This is a genomic window from Hylemonella sp. W303a (genome assembly GCF_046452315.1).
Lineage (GTDB): Bacteria > Pseudomonadota > Gammaproteobacteria > Burkholderiales > Burkholderiaceae_C > Hylemonella.
Genome location: NZ_JBKFDG010000007.1, coordinates 87,295 through 103,516, shown reverse-complemented (window position 1 = coordinate 103,516; position 16,222 = coordinate 87,295). Strand labels below are relative to the sequence as shown.

The 16,222-nt window shown below is 62.9% G+C and carries 15 protein-coding genes and 1 tRNA gene; all 16 read right to left on the bottom strand.

The genetic code is table 11. The annotated features are described in order from the left end of the window. Window positions 1-172: 172 nt before the first annotated feature. Entirely contained in the window at window positions 173-1,249 is a 1,077-nt protein-coding gene (gene nuoH / locus ACLBKS_RS13935) for an NADH-quinone oxidoreductase subunit NuoH (protein ID WP_410193408.1), read from the bottom strand. Next, window positions 1,246-3,372 (bottom strand): NADH-quinone oxidoreductase subunit NuoG, encoded by a 2,127-nt coding sequence (gene nuoG / locus ACLBKS_RS13930; protein WP_410193407.1) that lies wholly within the window; start codon window positions 3,370-3,372, stop codon window positions 1,246-1,248. Before nuoG ends, nuoH begins: the two co-directional genes overlap by 4 nt. A gap of 8 nt (window positions 3,373-3,380) precedes the next feature. Beyond that, window positions 3,381-4,724, bottom strand: coding sequence for an NADH-quinone oxidoreductase subunit NuoF (gene nuoF / locus ACLBKS_RS13925; protein ID WP_410193406.1), 1,344 nt, complete (start codon window positions 4,722-4,724; stop codon window positions 3,381-3,383). Continuing rightward, the gene (nuoE, locus tag ACLBKS_RS13920; protein ID WP_410193405.1) at window positions 4,721-5,266 is read right to left on the bottom strand and encodes an NADH-quinone oxidoreductase subunit NuoE; all 546 of its coding nucleotides are present in this window, start codon (window positions 5,264-5,266) and stop codon (window positions 4,721-4,723) included. The genes nuoF and nuoE overlap by 4 nt, the downstream gene beginning before the upstream one ends. Then, window positions 5,263-6,516 (bottom strand): NADH-quinone oxidoreductase subunit D, encoded by a 1,254-nt coding sequence (locus ACLBKS_RS13915; protein WP_410193404.1) that lies wholly within the window; start codon window positions 6,514-6,516, stop codon window positions 5,263-5,265. The genes nuoE and ACLBKS_RS13915 overlap by 4 nt, the downstream gene beginning before the upstream one ends. A 13-nt stretch (window positions 6,517-6,529) precedes the next feature. Further along, window positions 6,530-7,138 carry an NADH-quinone oxidoreductase subunit C gene (locus ACLBKS_RS13910; protein WP_410193403.1) on the bottom strand — a complete coding sequence of 203 codons (609 nt, stop codon included), beginning with the start codon at window positions 7,136-7,138 and terminating at the stop codon, window positions 6,530-6,532. Window positions 7,139-7,174: 36 nt separating this feature from the next. Then, complete coding sequence (locus tag ACLBKS_RS13905; protein WP_006296490.1) at window positions 7,175-7,654, bottom strand: NuoB/complex I 20 kDa subunit family protein; 480 nt, start codon at window positions 7,652-7,654, stop codon at window positions 7,175-7,177. A gap of 60 nt (window positions 7,655-7,714) precedes the next feature. Beyond that, the gene (locus ACLBKS_RS13900) at window positions 7,715-8,074 is read right to left on the bottom strand and encodes an NADH-quinone oxidoreductase subunit A (RefSeq protein WP_410193402.1); all 360 of its coding nucleotides are present in this window, start codon (window positions 8,072-8,074) and stop codon (window positions 7,715-7,717) included. A gap of 86 nt (window positions 8,075-8,160) precedes the next feature. After that, a tRNA-Leu gene (locus ACLBKS_RS13895) sits at window positions 8,161-8,245 on the bottom strand. A gap of 223 nt (window positions 8,246-8,468) precedes the next feature. After that, window positions 8,469-8,891, bottom strand: a complete 423-nt coding sequence (gene secG, locus ACLBKS_RS13890) for a preprotein translocase subunit SecG (protein WP_410193401.1) — start codon at window positions 8,889-8,891, stop codon at window positions 8,469-8,471. 71 nt (window positions 8,892-8,962) lie between these two features. After that, on the bottom strand, window positions 8,963-9,706 hold the full coding sequence (gene tpiA, locus ACLBKS_RS13885) for a triose-phosphate isomerase (RefSeq protein WP_410193400.1): 744 nt from the start codon (window positions 9,704-9,706) through the stop codon (window positions 8,963-8,965). A gap of 7 nt (window positions 9,707-9,713) precedes the next feature. Next, a complete protein-coding gene (locus ACLBKS_RS13880) occupies window positions 9,714-10,703 on the bottom strand; it encodes an NAD(P)H-quinone oxidoreductase (RefSeq protein ID WP_410193399.1) in 990 nt (329 codons plus the stop codon). A gap of 19 nt (window positions 10,704-10,722) precedes the next feature. Next, window positions 10,723-12,876: a polyribonucleotide nucleotidyltransferase gene (gene pnp, locus ACLBKS_RS13875; RefSeq protein WP_410193398.1), complete on the bottom strand. Its 2,154-nt coding sequence runs from the start codon at window positions 12,874-12,876 to the stop codon at window positions 10,723-10,725. Window positions 12,877-13,133: 257 nt separating this feature from the next. Beyond that, window positions 13,134-13,400 (bottom strand): 30S ribosomal protein S15, encoded by a 267-nt coding sequence (gene rpsO, locus ACLBKS_RS13870; protein WP_410193397.1) that lies wholly within the window; start codon window positions 13,398-13,400, stop codon window positions 13,134-13,136. A 230-nt stretch (window positions 13,401-13,630) separates the two neighbouring features. Then, window positions 13,631-14,896, bottom strand: coding sequence for a pyridoxal phosphate-dependent aminotransferase (locus ACLBKS_RS13865; protein ID WP_410193574.1), 1,266 nt, complete (start codon window positions 14,894-14,896; stop codon window positions 13,631-13,633). Continuing rightward, on the bottom strand, window positions 14,893-16,191 hold the full coding sequence (locus tag ACLBKS_RS13860; RefSeq protein WP_410193573.1) for a branched-chain amino acid ABC transporter substrate-binding protein: 1,299 nt from the start codon (window positions 16,189-16,191) through the stop codon (window positions 14,893-14,895). The genes ACLBKS_RS13865 and ACLBKS_RS13860 overlap by 4 nt, the downstream gene beginning before the upstream one ends. Between the last annotated feature and the right edge of the window lie 31 nt (window positions 16,192-16,222).

Here is a 16,222-nt window from a genome sequence, read left to right as displayed (position 1 = left end):
CCTCGGCTGCCGCAGGGCCGCCCCAAGGCAGACGGCGCCCCCTCGGGGGGCAGCGAATACACGAAGTGATGAGCGTGGGGGCGCATGTTTTCCCGCCGGGCAGTCCCAAGGGAAAGCGCACCCCCTCGGGGGGCAGCGCGGTACACGAAGTGACAAGCGTGGGGGCTCATGCTCAGTTCCAGATGTTCCACGGCGTCTGCATCCAGATGCCGACGACGAGCAGCCACACCAAGGTGACCGGGATGAAAATCTTCCAGCCCAGACGCATGATCTGGTCGTAACGGAAGCGCGGGAAGGTAGCGCGGATCCAGATGAAGCAGGACACGATGAAGAAGGTCTTCAAGCCGAGCCAGATCCAGCCAGGGATGAAATCCAGCGCGGCCACGGGCGCCGACCAGCCCCCCAGGAACATGACCACCGCGAGGATGGACACCAGCCACATGCTGGCGTATTCCGCCAGGAAGAAGATGGCGAAGCCCATGCCCGAATATTCGACCATGTGACCGGCCACGATTTCGGCCTCGCCTTCGACCACGTCGAAGGGATGGCGGTTGGTCTCGGCCACCGAGGAAATCAGGTACACCACGAAGATGGGCAACAGAGGCAGCCAATTCCAGGAGAGGAAATTCAGTCCCATGGCGGCGAACTGGCCTTGCTCTTGTGCTTGCACGATATCGGTCAGGTTCATGCTGCCTGTCACCATCAGGACGACCAGGAAGCAAAAGCCCATTGCGATTTCATAACTCACCATTTGCGCCGAGGCGCGCAGTGCACCCAAGAAGGCGTACTTGGAGTTGGAGGCCCAGCCCGCGATGATCACGCCGTAGACCTCGATCGAGGTGATGGCCATGATCAGCATCAGGCCGACGTTGACATTGGTCAACGCGACGTCCGGTCCGAAGGGAATGGCCACCCAGGCGGCCAACGCTGGCATGATGGCCAGCATCGGGCCGAGCACGAACAGGCCCTTGGCCGCGGCCGTCGGTTGGATGATTTCCTTGGTGAGCAGCTTGAGCGCGTCGGCGAACGGTTGCAGCAACCCGAGAGGACCGACGCGGTTGGGCCCGAGGCGCACCTGCATGAAACCCAGCAGGCGGCGTTCCCACAGCGTGAGGTAGGCCACGGCGATCAGCACCGGCAGCAGCACGCAGACGATTTTGATCAGCGTCCAGATCACGGGCCAGGCGATGTCACCCCACCAGCCTGCGGCGATCAGGTTCAATCCCCCGTTGTAGAGCGCGTCTATCATGCGGCGGCTCCCTCGTTCGCGCGTTGTGGGCTGGCTTTGGCATCGGCCGTCAATTGCAGTGACGTGGCCCGGCGCACCAGCCCATCCAGTTGATAAATCGCCGCGCTGACCGGTTCACCGGCCGGCACGGACAGGTTGATGGCAGCACTGGTGGCGTTTGACAGATGCGCCGGCTTGGCCGTCGCAGCGGCCAGCACGTCCTGCGATGCATCGAAATCAAAGCCCGGCAACCCCAGCAGATTGCCCAGCACACGCAGCACCTTCCAGGCCGGACGCGTCTCGCCCAGGGGCTTGACCACCGCGTGGAAGCTCTGCACACGGCCTTCGGCATTGACGAAGCTACCCGAGGTTTCACTGAAGGGCGCAATGGGCAGCAGCACGTCGCTGAAGGCCAGGTTGGTCTTGAAGGGCGACAAGGTCACAACCATCTCCGCCTTGCCCAGACCCATCCCGGCCACCGGGCCCGCGACCGTGTCCTCGGGTTCAACGTTAAGCAAAACGACCGCCTTGCTCTGACCGCCCAGGATCTGCGCCGCGTTCAAGCCAGCACCCTGAGGCTGAGCACCGACCCATTGAGCACCCACGGTGTTGGCCGCCTCGGTCAGGTAACCCACGGAGGCGCCGGTCTGCGCGCCGATCCAGTTGGCCAGAGCCAGCAGCGTCGATGCGTTGGCCGCGTGCGCGGCGGCGTTGCCCAGCAGCACGGCTTTGCGGTCGCCGCCAAGCAGCGATTTGGCGATGGCCGTGGCCTCGGCAGTGGCCTGAGCCGGAACAGGCGCAGGCACCCCTTTTTCGGCGGCGACTGCTGCAGCCACGGCTGCCAGGGCCTGCGCCCACTGCGCGGCGTCGGTCACGACTGAGTTCGCCACGGGCAGGGCCCAGGCGTCCGCGCTGTTGTAGAGCTTGGCTGAAGTGATGGCGTTGACTTGAGCGCCGTGACGCGCAGCCTGGCGGATGCGCTGCGCGAACAGCGGATGGTCCTTGCGCAGGTTGCTACCGACCACCAGCACGCGCTGCAGCTGGCTCAACGCGGCGATCGGAAGGCCGAGATGACGCACGCCCTCGCTCTTGGTGAACTCTGCATGACGCAGGCGATGGTCGATGCTGTCACCACCCAGGCCGCGCACCAGATTCGTCGCCAGGAACAGCTCTTCCAAGGTGCTGTGGGGGCTGACCAGGGTACCGATGCTGTTCGCGCCGTGCTGAGCCTTGATGTCACGCAGGCCGGTCGCCACATACTCCAGCGCGGTTTGCCAATCCACTTCCTTCCACTCGCCGCCCTGCTTGAGCATGGGCTGTGTCAGACGGTCCGGACCGTTCAAAGCCTCGTAGGAATAACGGTCACGGTCGGCGATCCAGCATTCATTGACCGCGTCGTTCTCCAGCGGAACGACCCGCATGACCTTGTTGTTCTTGACCTGCACGATCAGGTTGGCGCCCGTGCTGTCGTGCGGACTGACCGACTTGCGACGCGACAACTCCCAGGTGCGGGCGCTGTAGCGGAACGGCTTGCTCGTCAGCGCGCCAACGGGGCAGATGTCGATCATGTTGCCGGACAGCTCGGAGTCCACCGACTTGCCGACGAAGGTTTCGATCTCGGAATGCTCGCCGCGGTGACTCATGCCCAGCTCCATCACGCCGGCCACTTCCTGGCCGAAGCGCACGCAGCGGGTGCAGTGGATGCAGCGGCTCATCTCTTCCATGCTGATGAGCGGGCCCACGTCCTTGTGGAAGACCACGCGCTTTTCTTCTTCGTAGCGCGAGGCCGACGCGCCGTAACCCACGGCCAGATCCTGCAACTGGCACTCACCGCCCTGGTCGCAAATGGGGCAATCCAGCGGGTGGTTGATCAGCAGGAACTCCATGACCGACTGCTGGGCCTTGATGGCGCGGTCGCTCTTGGTGCGCACGATCATGCCCTGGGTCACGGGCGTGGCACAGGCGGGCACCGGCTTGGGCACCTTTTCCACGTCCACCAGGCACATACGGCAGTTGGCGGCGATGCTGAGCTTCTTGTGATAGCAGAAATGGGGAATGTAGGTTCCGGCCTTTTCGGCGGCATGCATGACCATGCTGCCTTCGACCACCTCCACCTTCTTGCCGTCGAGTTCGATTTCAACCATAGCTACTTTCAGGCCGCGGTAACCGACTTTTGAGTCGTGGGCTTGGGAATCAGCGCCTCGAATTCGGGGCGGAAGTGCTTGATCATGGCGCGCACCGGCATGGCTGCCGCATCGCCCAAGGCGCAAATGGTGCGCCCCATGATGTTGCCCGCCACGGAGTCCAGGGTCGCCATGTCTTCGGGGCGGCCTTCGCCGCGCTGAATGCGGTCAACCAGACGCCAGAGCCAGCCCGTGCCTTCGCGGCACGGCGTGCACTGGCCGCAGGACTCGTGCATGTAGAAATAAGACAGGCGCTTGAGCGACTCCACCATGTCGCGCGTCTCGTCCATCACGATGACCGCGCCCGAGCCGAGCATGGAGCCCGCCTTGGAGATGGAGTCGTAATCCATCGTGCATTCCATCATGATGTGGGCCGGCAACACCGGCGCCGAAGAGCCGCCAGGAATCACGGCCTTGAGCTTCTTCCCGCCCTTCACGCCGCCCGCCAGTTCCAGCAGCTTGCTGAAGGGCGTGCCCAGCGGAATCTCGTAATTGCCCGGGCGCTCCACGTCGCCGCTGACCGAGAAGATCTTGGTGCCGCCGTTGTTGGGCTTGCCGATCTCCAGATAGGCCTGTCCACCGTTGCGGATGATCCAGGGCACCGCCGCGAAGGTCTCGGTGTTGTTGATGGTGGTCGGTTTGCCGTAAAGGCCAAAGCTGGCCGGGAACGGCGGCTTGAAGCGCGGCTGCCCCTTCTTGCCTTCGAGCGACTCGAGCAAGGCAGTTTCTTCGCCACAAATGTAGGCGCCGAAACCATGGTGAGCGTGAAGCTGGAAGCTGAAGCCGCTGCCCAGAATCTTGTCACCCAGGTAGCCAGCCGCCCTCGCCTCCTCCAGCGCGGCTTCGAAGCGCTCGTAGACCTCGAAGATCTCGCCGTGGATGTAGTTGTAGCCCACCGTGATGCCCATGGCATAGGCGGCGATCGCCATGCCTTCGATCACGATGTGGGGGTTGTACATGAGGATGTCGCGGTCCTTGCAGGTGCCGGGTTCGCCCTCGTCCGAGTTGCAGACCAAGTACTTCTGGCCCGGGAACTGACGCGGCATGAAGCTCCACTTCAGACCGGTCGGGAAGCCCGCGCCGCCACGGCCGCGCAAACCCGATTCCTTGACGGTGGCGATCACCTGGTCTTGGGTCAACCCTTCCTTCAGGATCTTTTTGAGCGCTTCATAGCCACCGCGCGACTCGTAGTCCTTCAGGCGCCAGTTGGCGCCGTTCAGTCCCGCGTAGATCTGTGGGCCGATATGGCGGTCGTGGAAGCAGGTCTGCACGCCCGTGGCGGCGAACTGCGAAAGGATTTGTTCTGCGTTCATGCCGCAACTCCCTTGGAGTCGCTGCCGCCAGCCACTCCTTTCAGCCCGTCGATCAGCTGATCCAGCTTGTCATTGCTCATGAAGCTGCACATGGTGCGGTCGTTGACCAACATCACGGGCGCGTCGGCGCAAGCACCCAGGCACTCGCTTTCCTGCAGGGTGAACAGGCCGTCGGCCGTGGTCTCGCCCTTGGCAATGCCCAGCTTGGCCGCCAGATGGTTCAGCGCCTTCTGGCCATCGCGCAACTGGCACGGCAGATTGGTGCAAACGTTGAGTTTGAACTTGCCCACCGGCCGCTGGTTGTACATGTTGTAGAAGGTCGTGACCTCGTGCACGGCCATCGCGGGCATGCCCAGGTAGGCGGCGATCTCGGCCTCGGCCTCGCTGCTGACCCACCCCTGCTCCTGCTGCACGATGGACAGGCATGCCATCACGGCGGATTGCTTCTGCTCCGCCGGGTACTTCGCCACTTCCTTGCTGAATCGGGCAAAGGTCGCCGCCGACAGCGGCGACGTGCGTGCTTTGGTCGCGTCGGAAATCATCGGTCGATTTCTCCAAAAACAATGTCCAGCGTGCCGATGATGGCCACCGCGTCAGCCAGCATGTGGCCGCGTGCCAGTTCATCCAGCGTGGCCAAATGCGCGAAGCCAGGGGCACGGATCTTCAGGCGATAGGGCTTGTTCGCGCCGTCGCTCACGAGGTAGATGCCGAACTCGCCCTTCGGGTGCTCGACCGCAGCATAGGCTTCACCCGCCGGAATGCGGAAGCCTTCGGTGAAGAGCTTGAAGTGGTGAATCAGCTCCTCCATGTTGGACTTCATGGATTCGCGCGAGGGTGGCGCCACCTTATGGTTGTCGGTGATGACCGGGCCAGGGTTGGCGCGCAGCCAGTCCACACACTGCTTGATGATCTTGTTGGACTCGCGCATCTCGGCCACGCGGACCAGATAACGGTCGTAGCTGTCGCCGGTCTTGCCCACGGGGATATCGAAATCGACGCGGTCATAGGCGTCATAAGGCTGCTGCTTGCGCAGATCCCAAGCGATGCCGCAGCCGCGCAACATGGGACCGGTCATGCCCAGGTTCAGCGCGCGCTCGGGCGTGACGACGCCGATGCCCACCGTGCGCTGCTTCCAAATGCGGTTATCCGTCAGCAGCGTTTCGTACTCATCCACGCACTTAGGGAAACGCTGAGTGAAGTCATCGATGAAATCCAACAGCGAGCCCTGGCGCTTGGCGTTGAGATCCGCCAAGGAGCGGTTGCTGCGCACCTTGCTGGCTTGGTGCTGGGGCATGGTGTCAGGCAGGTCACGGTAGACACCGCCCGGGCGGAAATAGGCCGCGTGCATGCGCGCGCCCGAGACCGCCTCGTACATGTCGAACAGGTCTTCACGCTCACGGAAGGTATAGATCAGGATGGTCGAGCTGCCGCAGTCGTTGCCATGCGAACCCAGCCACATCAGGTGGTTGAGCAGGCGCGTGATCTCGCCGAACATGGTACGGATGTACTTGGCGCGCAGCGGCACCTCGATACCCAGCATCTTCTCGATGGCAAGACAGTAAGCCTGCTCGTTGCACATCATCGAGACGTAATCCAAGCGATCCATGTAAGGCAAGGACTGGATGTAGGTCTTGCTCTCGGCCAACTTCTCGGTGGCACGGTGGAGCAAGCCAATGTGCGGATCGGCGCGCTGCACGACCTCGCCATCCAACTCCAGCACGAGCCGCAGCACGCCGTGCGCGGCCGGGTGCTGGGGACCGAAGTTCAGCGTGTAGTTTTTGATTTCTGCCATATGCCGTCTCGCCTTACTTCAGGCCACCGTAGTTGTCTTCACGGATGATGCGCGGCGTGATCTCGCGCGGCTCGATACTCACAGGCTGGTAGACCACGCGCTGCAACTCGGCGTCGTAGCGCATCTCGACATGCCCGGAGAGCGGGAAGTCTTTGCGGAAAGGATGACCGATGAAACCGTAATCCGTCAGGATCCGACGCAGATCATCGTGCCCCTCGAAAACGATGCCGAACAGATCGAAGGCCTCGCGCTCGTACCAGTTGGCCGACGCCCAAACGCTGGTCAAAGAGTCCAGCACAGGGAATTCATCGTCGGTGGCGTAGACCTTGACGCGCACGCGCTGATTCAGACTGACGGAAAGGAGGTGCGACACCACGGCATAACGAGCACCTTCCCAGGCACCGTCGCCATAAGCAGAGTAATCCACTCCGCACAAATCGATGAGCTGCTCGAATTGGCAGCCTGGCGCGTCACGCAGCAGCATGGCTGCCGTGCGATAGTCCTTGGGAGCGACTTCCACGGTGACTTCATCAAGGCGCAGCTCGATGCGGCGCACCAGATCGCCCAGCGCGGCGGTCACGGCGTTCTTGAGAACCTCGGGGTTCACGGCAACAGCGGTCATTTGTTTTCCTTCAGGCGCAGGCCCTGGGTAGGCGCTTCAGACGCGCGCGATGGTCTGCGTGCGGCGGACCTTCTGCTGCAGTTGAATGATGCCGTAGATCAATGCCTCGGCCGTGGGCGGACAGCCCGGCACGTAGACGTCCACCGGCACGATGCGGTCGCAGCCGCGGACCACGGAATAGCTGTAGTGGTAGTACCCGCCGCCGTTGGCACAGGAACCCATGGAAATGACCCAGCGCGGCTCACTCATTTGGTCATAAACCTTGCGCAAGGCGGGCGCCATTTTGTTGCAAAGCGTGCCGGCGACGATCATCAGGTCGGACTGCCGCGGACTGGCGCGAAACACCTCGGAGCCAAAACGCGCGATGTCGTAGCGCGCCGCGGCAGCATGCATCATTTCCACGGCGCAGCAAGCCAGACCGAAAGTCATGGGCCACAAAGAACCGGTCTTGGCCCAATTCACCACGGTGTCGTAGCTGGTGGTGACGAAGCCTTCTTTCAACACGCCTTCAATCATGGCTGCGTTCCTTGCAAAGAATCAGTGGTCCCGCGGTGCGTCTGGTGAGCTCGTGCGGAACTACTCCCAGTCGAGAGCACCCTTCTTCCACTCGTAGACAAAACCAACGACGAGGATGGCGATGAAGACCATCGCCGCCCAGAAACCGACCGCCCCAACCTCCTTGAGCGCAACAGCCCAGGGGAAGAGGAAAGCGATTTCAAGATCGAAAAGAATGAACAGAATGGCAACGAGGTAATAGCGCACGTCGAACTTCATGCGCGCATCCTCGAAGGCTTCAAAGCCGCATTCGTAGGGAGAGTTCTTGGCGGCGTCGGGGCGGTTGGGCCCGAGCACGTAACCGATGACCTGGGGCAGCACACCCACGGCCAAACCCACCAAGATGAACAACAGAACGGGAAGGTACTGGTCAAGGCTCATCTTGCTGCTTTGCCTCTGCTGCTCTGGGTTAGATCACGCATTCGACCGGCACCGCGCGAGGGCCGCGGGCCAGGTCGGCTTATGTTTGGTGCCGTCGGCGAGACTCGAACTCGCACAGCTTTCGCCACTACCCCCTCAAGATAGCGTGTCTACCAATTTCACCACGACGGCTGATTTGTCCGCCGGCCTTGCATGAGGAGTTGCGATCGACCAGCAGCTGGAAGTTTACCCGGAATTCCCCCACTTCCGGGGACGGCAAACAGAGAAGTTATGAAAACTTGATTCCGGACAAGGGGCGGCACCACCCACGCATGTGAGTCACACACCCGCTCAAGGACGAGCCATCACCGCGCGCAGCATTTTGCATGCGCGGGACACTGTCGTCTCTTGTGTTTTATTGCGCAGGAATCTGCGCGGCACCGCCCGCAGCGGGCGCCGCATCCTTCTTCACTGGCGCCGCCGGGCTGTCAGCAGACACAGGCGCGCCCCCAGGGATCTGCGCGGCATTCTCGGACGACGCAGGCGCAGCAGGCACCACCGCGGCAGGACCTTCCAACACGCTGCCAGAGTGGGTCGGACGTGCATTGCCAAAGTAGGCGAGCGCCAGCGTCACGGAGAAGAACACCGTTGCCAGCACCGCTGTCGTGCGCGAAAGAAAATTTGCGCTACCGCTGGCACCGAACAGGCTACCCGATGAGCCGCTGCCAAAAGCTGCGCCCATGTCGGCGCCCTTGCCATGCTGGATCAGCACGAGGCCGATCATGGCCAAAGCCGTGATGATCTGCACCGTGACAAGTAGGGTGACGATGAAACTCATGCGATGAACTCCTGAATTCGAGACAAATGTCGTGAGACTGAGAGCTTGGATGCGGCGCCGAGGGATGTCGCTCAAGTCGCCGCAGTGATGATGGAAAGAAAATCCGCCGCCTTGAGCGACGCGCCACCGATCAGGCCACCATCGATATCGGGCTGGGCCAGTAGGCTGGGCGCGTTGGCAGCGTTCATGCTGCCACCGTAGAGGATGCGAATGCGTCCGGCGTGGGTCGAGGCAGCCTGCAACTGCGCTCGTAGCACGGCATGAACGGCTTGCGCCTGTTCCGGCGTGGCGGTCTTGCCCGTGCCAATGGCCCAGACAGGTTCGTAGGCAACGACGATCTCGCTGATGCAATGGCCATTCAAATGAATGACGGCGGCCAGCTGGCGCTTGACGACCTCTTCCGTCAAGCCAGCCTCGCGCTCGGCCAAAGTCTCTCCAACGCAAACGATGGGCGTGATGCCAACAGCCAGCGCACGTTGAACTTTTTCGGCCACCACTTGGTCCGTCTCACCGTGGTACTGGCGACGCTCCGAGTGGCCGACGATGGCGTAACGCACGCCGAAGTCGCGCAGCATGGGTGCGGAGACCTCGCCGGTGTAGGCACCGGCTTCGTGCGCCGAGACATCCTGCGCACCGAGTTCAACGCGCGCCCCCGCAAGCAAAGCCTGGCACTGCGCCAGATAGGGCGCGGGGACGCATACCGCCACAGCACAGGCAGGCTGCCGCACACCCGACACGATGGCCTGCAGCAGGGCAGCATTCGCGGCCAGGCTGCCGTTCATTTTCCAGTTACCGGCAATCAGCTTGCTCGTCATGGCTGACTCAGTTCCACTTCAGCACGATCTTGCCGATGTGCTGGTTCGACTCCATCAGCGCATGGGCTTGGGCAGCTTGCGCGGGCGGGAATGTGCTGTAAATGACGGGCTTGATCTTGCCGGACTCGATCAGCGGCCAAGCATGTTGGCGACAGGCTTGGGCGATCGCTGCCTTGAACGCCACGGGACGCGGACGCAAGGTAGAACCAGTGATGGTCAGGCGCTTGCGCAACACCAGGCCAGCGTTGAAGCTGCTCTTGGTGCCGCCCTGGACGGCGATGATGACCATGCGCCCATCCTCGGCCAGACTCTCGACCTCGCGGGCGACATACTCGCCACCCACCATGTCGAGGATCACATCGACGCCCTTGCCGTCCGTCAATCGCTTGACCTCTTCCTTGAAGTCCTGCGTCTTGTAGTTGATGGCGTGATCCGCGCCCAAACGCAGACAGGCGGCGCATTTGTCATCGCTGCCTGCCGTCACGATGACCGTCGCGCCCCAGGCTTTCGCCAATTGGATAGCGGTCACGCCGATCCCACTGGAGCCGCCTTGGATCAGCAGCGTCTCACCCGGTTGCAGGCGCCCTCGGTCGAAGACATTGCTCCACACCGTGAAGAAGGTCTCTGGCAGCGACGCCGCCTCGACATCGCTGAGCCCCTTCGGATATGGCAAGCACTGCGCGATCGGCGCCGCGCACAACTCGGCATAGCCACCACCAGCCACCAAAGCACACACTTTGTCGCCCAGCTTCAAGCCGGCGGCAGTCAGTTCGTCGGCATTTCCACCAACGATCTGCCCCGCCACCTCCAGACCCGGAATATCGGAAGCACCCGGCGGCACCGGGTAATTGCCTTGGCGCTGGAACACATCGGGCCGGTTGATGCCGCTGGCCGCGACACGGATCAGCAACTCGCCAGCCGCTGGCACCGGATCGGGGCGCTCGCCCAGCACCAGCACCTCGGGCTCGCCATAGCGCGTGATTTCAACGGCCTTCATGCCCACACCGCCTCAGGCCTCAGCCTTGTTCGCCGCCATTCGCGGAGGCCTCTGCGCGTTCCGCGCGTTGCGGCTGCTCCGGACGGTCCAACAGCGCCTTCATGGACAGCTTGACGCGGCCCTTCTCGTCGGTCTCCAACACCTTGACCTTGACGATCTGGCCCTCGGACAGATAGTCCGTGACCTTCTCGACGCGCTCGTGCGCGATCTGGCTGATGTGCAGCAGGCCGTCCTTACCAGGCAGCAAGTTGACCAGGGCACCAAAGTCCAGGATCTTGGTGATCGGGCCTTCATAGACCTTGCCGATCTCGACTTCGGCGGTGATCTGCTCAATGCGGCGCTTGGCCTCCTCGGCCTTCACACTGTCGGTCGAGGCGATGGTGATGGTGCCGTCTTCCGCGATGTCGATCTGGGTGCCGGTTTCCTCGGTCAGAGCGCGGATGGTCGCGCCGCCCTTGCCGATCACGTCGCGGATCTTCTCGGGGTTGATCTTCATGGTGTACAGGCGCGGCGCGAACTGGCTCACCTCAGCCTTGGCCTCGCCCACGGCGGCCTGCATCTTGTCCAAGATGTGCATGCGCGCTTCCTTGGCCTGGGCCAAGGCGACCTGCATGATCTCGCGCGTGATGCCCTGAATCTTGATGTCCATCTGCAGGGCTGTGATGCCGTTGGTCGTGCCAGCCACCTTGAAGTCCATGTCGCCGAGGTGGTCCTCGTCGCCCAGGATGTCGGTCAGCACGGCGAACTTGTTGTCTTCCTTGATCAGGCCCATCGCGATACCCGCCACGTGCGCCTTGAGCGGAACGCCCGCGTTCATCAGCGAGAGGCAGCCACCACAGACGGACGCCATGGACGAGGAACCATTGGACTCGGTGATTTCCGACACCACGCGCATGGTGTAAGGAAACTCTTCCTTGGTCGGCAACACGGCGACCAGCGCACGCTTGGCCAGGCGACCATGACCGATCTCGCGACGCTTGGGCGTGCCCACGCGACCCGTTTCGCCGGTGGCGAAGGGCGGCATGTTGTAGTGCAGCATGAAGCGGTCCTCGAACTCACCCGCCAGCGCATCAATGCGCTGGGCGTCGCGTTCGGTGCCCAGGGTCGTGATCACCAAGGCCTGGGTTTCGCCGCGCGTGAAGAGCGCCGAGCCATGGGTACGCGGCAACACGCTGTCGCGGATCTCGATCGGACGCACGGTGCGGGTATCGCGACCGTCAATGCGCGGCTCGCCCGCCAGAATCTGACCGCGCACGGTGCGGGCTTCGATCTCAAACAGCAGACCTTCGACCTTGACGTCGTCAAACTCCACGCCTTGCTCGGTCAGCCCCGCCTTGACGGCGGCATAGGCCTCGCGGCAAGCCTGGGTGCGAGCCTGCTTGTTGCGAATCTGGTAAGCAGCGCGCAGCTTCTCCTCGCCGAGCGCGGCCACCTTGGCGATCAGGGCCTCGTCTTTGGCCGGGGCCTTCCAGTCCCAGACCGGTTTGCCAGCGTCGCGCACCAGATCATGGATGGCGTTGATGGCGATCTTGCCTTGGTCATGACCGAAGACCACGGCGCCCAGCATGATCTCTTCGGACAGCTGCAACGCCTCGGACTCCACCATCAGGACAGCAGCTTCAGTGCCGGCGACCACCAGATCCATTTGGCTGTCCTTGCGCTGGGTCTGGCCCGGGTTCAAGACATATTCACCATTGATGTAGCCCACCCGTGCGGCACCGATGGGGCCGTTGAAGGGAATGCCACTGATGGCCAGGGCCGCGCTGGTGGCGATCATGGCGGGGATGTCGGCATCGACCTCGGGGTTCAGCGAGACGGTGTGAATGACCACCTGCACTTCGTTGTAGAAGCCCTCGGGGAACAGGGGGCGGATCGGACGGTCGATCAGGCGGCTGGTCAGCGTTTCGTATTCGCTGGGGCGGCCTTCGCGCTTGAAGAAGCTGCCAGGAATCTTGCCTGCGGCGTAGCTCTTCTCGAGGTAGTCGACCGTCAGGGGGAAGAAGTCCTGACCAGGCTTGGCGGACTTGGAGGCCACCACAGTGGCCAGCACGACGGTGTCATCGACGTTGACGAGCACCGCACCGCTGGATTGGCGAGCGATTTCGCCGGTTTCCATGGTGACGGTGTGCTGACCCCATTGGAAGGTCTTGGTGATTTTGTTGAACATGCTCATGTGCTGCTCCTTTAAGTTGTGCGTGAAAGAGATGCTCTTTCCGCTTTCAGTGAACGGAGGGCAATGCCCCCGCATGGCTCGAAGCAGGCCTCACAGAACACGATGCCATTCCAGAGCAACTCCCTGACCGGGGGGGGGGCTTTGGAATGACACAGCTTCGCTCTGTGCTCGCGGGCTCCGAAGTGAACAACGCCTGAATCAGCAGACCATCTTGACGGATGGGCACCAACTCAGGCGTCGTTGTTCATGATCTGACCTTACTTGCGCAGGCCCAGCTTGGTGATGAGCGCGGTGTAGCGCGCGGCATCCTTGGCCTTCAGGTAGTCCAGCAGCTTGCGGCGACGGCTCACCATGCGCAGCAGGCCGCGGCGGCCGTGGTGGTCCTTGGCATGGGTCTTGAAGTGCGGAGTCAGCTCGTTGATGCGAGCAGTCAACAGGGCAACCTGCACCTCGGGGCTGCCGGTGTCATTGGCGGCACGGGCATTGGCCTTGACGACTTCGGCCTTGACATTGGATGCAATCATTTTCTTTCCTCAGAGCGGAAGGGACATAGGGCAGACGGCACTCGCCAGATATCGGAGAGCCTGACCACAACGTCCCGGGTTTCAACTTGCGCCAGCGGCTGGAACTGCTTGCTGACGTGCGTTCCGCAGACCTGACGACCCTGTTCCCAAGGCTTCCGGGCGTGCAAAACCTCGAAATTATAGCCAAAACCTTATCACGGCCAGCAATGCAGCCAGAGATCAAGTCCCTCTCAGGCTTTCAACCACCCGCGCAATCGGGCCACGCCTTGCGACAAGCGCTCCAGATCCCGCGAGGCAAAACACCAGCGCAGCCACCCTGTGGATTCAGAACCGAAGGCCTCACCGGGCGCCAATCCGAGTCCCGCCTCGGCCACCAGGCGCTTGGCCAGCGCCACGCCATCCGCGAGCTCAGCGGCGCCGCCGGCGATGCGGAAGAAGGCGTACATGCCCGCCCGAGGCATGGCCAGTTCAACGCCCGGCAACGCCTGCAGGAGCGGGACCAAGGTGTCGCGGCATTGTTTCAAATGCGCCACGACGCGAGGCGTTATTTCGTCAGCGCGCCCCAGGGCAGTGATGGCCGCGCGCTGCGTGAAGACACTGGCGCACGAGGTATTGAACTCGATGAGCTTGCCCACATCGTGCGTGCACGAAGGCGGCAACACCAGCCAGCCCAGGCGCCAGCCCGTCATCAGGAAGGCCTTGGAGAAACTGCCCACGACCATGAGCCGGTCCTCCGGCGTCGCGATGTCGAGGAAGCTGGGCGCGGCGCCTTGTGGACCCGCGCCCTCCTGGTCGTAATAGAGCTGCGAATAGACCTCGTCGGCCAAGATCCAGGTGCCCGTGCCACGGCAATGGTCGAGGATGCGCTGCTGCTCGGCCCGCGTGAGCGCCCAGCCCGTGGGGTTGGACGGCGCATTGACCACGAGCAGCTTGGTGGCAGGCGTCACCGCCGCCAGCAGCGCGTCCATGTCCAGCGTCCAGGCGCCACCCATGGGCCGCAGCGGCACGGACTTCAGCTTGGCGCCCAGAATCTGCGGCTGGGCCACCAGATTGGGCCAGACCGGCGTGACGATGACCACCTCGTCCCCTGCGTCCAGCAGGGCCTGCATGGCGATCATCAGGGCATTGACGCCACCCGAGGTCACGGCGATGCGGTCCGCGCTGACCGCGCCGTGCAGGCGGCTCAGGTGCGCGGCCAGTCCCTCGCGCAATTCGGGCAGGCCCAGGTTGTGGGTGTAGAAGACCTCACCCTTTTCCAAAGAGTCGATCGCCGCTTGGCGCACGAAGTCTGGCGGGGTTTCATCACTCTCACCAAACCAGAAAGTCAGCAGGTCAGCACGCCCCAGACCCGCATTGGCCACTTCGCGGATTTTGGACTCTTCAAGATTTCGGATGATGCTTCGCATGGCTGACCACGAGGTAAGAGCGGTTGTTGAAACAGGGCAAACGGCGGAAAGAGCACTTGGGCACTTCTGGGCTGCATCGAGAGTGATCAGGGCCGGGCCATTTGACAGGACGTTGGCTGCTCAGCCTGCTCCGCCTTCAGTTGGCGAATCACACGGAATCCGTAGCCCGAGCCCTCGACATCGAATTTGACGCCGTCCTTTTCGCCATCGCGGGCCTGACGAGCCATCACCCCCACCACCAAGGGCTGCTGAAATTGGTGGTCAACCGAGCGCATGCGCCCTCGCTGACCGGACAGGGTCACGTCCGCCTGCTCCAGCGCACGGGCCACCGCCGTCGCGTCCGTGGAACCCGATTTTTGAATGGCTTGCGCCAGGGCTTCCATCATCAACTGCATGCGCATGTGCACATAGTCGTCCTCGGACCGAGGAAAGCGCTCGCGGAAGGCGCGGTAGAAGGACTCGCTCTGAGCCCCGGGCACATTGGGCAACCAGTCCGCCACGGCCACGACCTGACCCACGCCAGCCGCGCCAATGGCGGCAGGCGCGCCCAAGGCATTTCCGTAGAAGGTGTAGAACTTGCCGTCATACCCCGCCTCGCGGGCCGCCTTGATCAGCAGGGTGAGGTCATTGCCCCAATTGCCCGTGATCACAGCCGAGGTGCCACGCACTTCGGCCGTCCTGGCTTTGATCTTCTGCGCGTAGGGCAAGAAGTCCTTCACGCGGCCGATGGGGTGCAACTCTTCGCCCACGATCTCGATGTCGGGCCGCAAGGCGCCGAGTTGCCTCCGGGCCTCGCGCAACACCGCTTGGCCAAAGCTGTAGTCCTGACCAATCAGGTAGACGGAGCGCACCGCGCGGTCTTCCTGCAACACCCGCATGAGCGCAGCCATGCGCATGTCGGCATGCGCGTCGAAACGGAAGTGCCAGAAGCTGCACTTCTCATTGGTGAGGATGGGGTCCACCGCCGAATAGTTGAGAAAGAGCACGCGCCGCGCCGGGTCACGCTCGTTGTGCTTGTCGATGGCGTCGATCAGCGCAGCCGCCACGGACGAGCTGTTGCCCTGCATGATGAAGCGCGCGCCGTCATCGATCGCGGCGCGCAGGGCGGCCAACGCCTCCTCGGTCTGCCCCTTGCTGTCGTAGCGGCGAAGCTCCAGCTGCAGACCGCCGCGAGCGTTGACACGCTCGATGGCCCACACCAGGTTGCGGTGCACCGCCTCGCCCGCGTTGCCCAACGGCCCGCTCAGACCCTCGATCATCGCGATGCGGATGGGCTGCGCGGCGGATGCCGACGCGCCCTGAGGCGCCGGCGCGGCAGGCTGCGCATGGGTCGAAATGGCGACAAATAAGGCCGCCATGGCCAGCTTCAAGACCTGGGAAAACATGCGGTGGTGCACGGAGGAACTCTCTTGAAAA

Coding starts and splice junctions, on each gene's coding strand:
- ACLBKS_RS13910 (WP_410193403.1), bottom strand. CDS start 7,138: ATGACCGCTGTTGCCGTGAACCCCGAGGTTCTCAAGAACGCCGTGACC.
- rpsO (WP_410193397.1), bottom strand. CDS start 13,400: ATGATTGCATCCAATGTCAAGGCCGAAGTCGTCAAGGCCAATGCCCGT.
- nuoG (WP_410193407.1), bottom strand. CDS start 3,372: ATGGTTGAAATCGAACTCGACGGCAAGAAGGTGGAGGTGGTCGAAGGC.
- ACLBKS_RS13860 (WP_410193573.1), bottom strand. CDS start 16,191: ATGTTTTCCCAGGTCTTGAAGCTGGCCATGGCGGCCTTATTTGTCGCC.
- tpiA (WP_410193400.1), bottom strand. CDS start 9,706: ATGACGAGCAAGCTGATTGCCGGTAACTGGAAAATGAACGGCAGCCTG.
- pnp (WP_410193398.1), bottom strand. CDS start 12,876: ATGAGCATGTTCAACAAAATCACCAAGACCTTCCAATGGGGTCAGCAC.
- nuoF (WP_410193406.1), bottom strand. CDS start 4,724: ATGAACGCAGAACAAATCCTTTCGCAGTTCGCCGCCACGGGCGTGCAG.
- nuoH (WP_410193408.1), bottom strand. CDS start 1,249: ATGATAGACGCGCTCTACAACGGGGGATTGAACCTGATCGCCGCAGGC.
- ACLBKS_RS13900 (WP_410193402.1), bottom strand. CDS start 8,074: ATGAGCCTTGACCAGTACCTTCCCGTTCTGTTGTTCATCTTGGTGGGT.
- secG (WP_410193401.1), bottom strand. CDS start 8,891: ATGAGTTTCATCGTCACCCTACTTGTCACGGTGCAGATCATCACGGCT.
- ACLBKS_RS13880 (WP_410193399.1), bottom strand. CDS start 10,703: ATGAAGGCCGTTGAAATCACGCGCTATGGCGAGCCCGAGGTGCTGGTG.
- ACLBKS_RS13915 (WP_410193404.1), bottom strand. CDS start 6,516: ATGGCAGAAATCAAAAACTACACGCTGAACTTCGGTCCCCAGCACCCG.
- nuoE (WP_410193405.1), bottom strand. CDS start 5,266: ATGATTTCCGACGCGACCAAAGCACGCACGTCGCCGCTGTCGGCGGCG.
- ACLBKS_RS13905 (WP_006296490.1), bottom strand. CDS start 7,654: ATGATTGAAGGCGTGTTGAAAGAAGGCTTCGTCACCACCAGCTACGAC.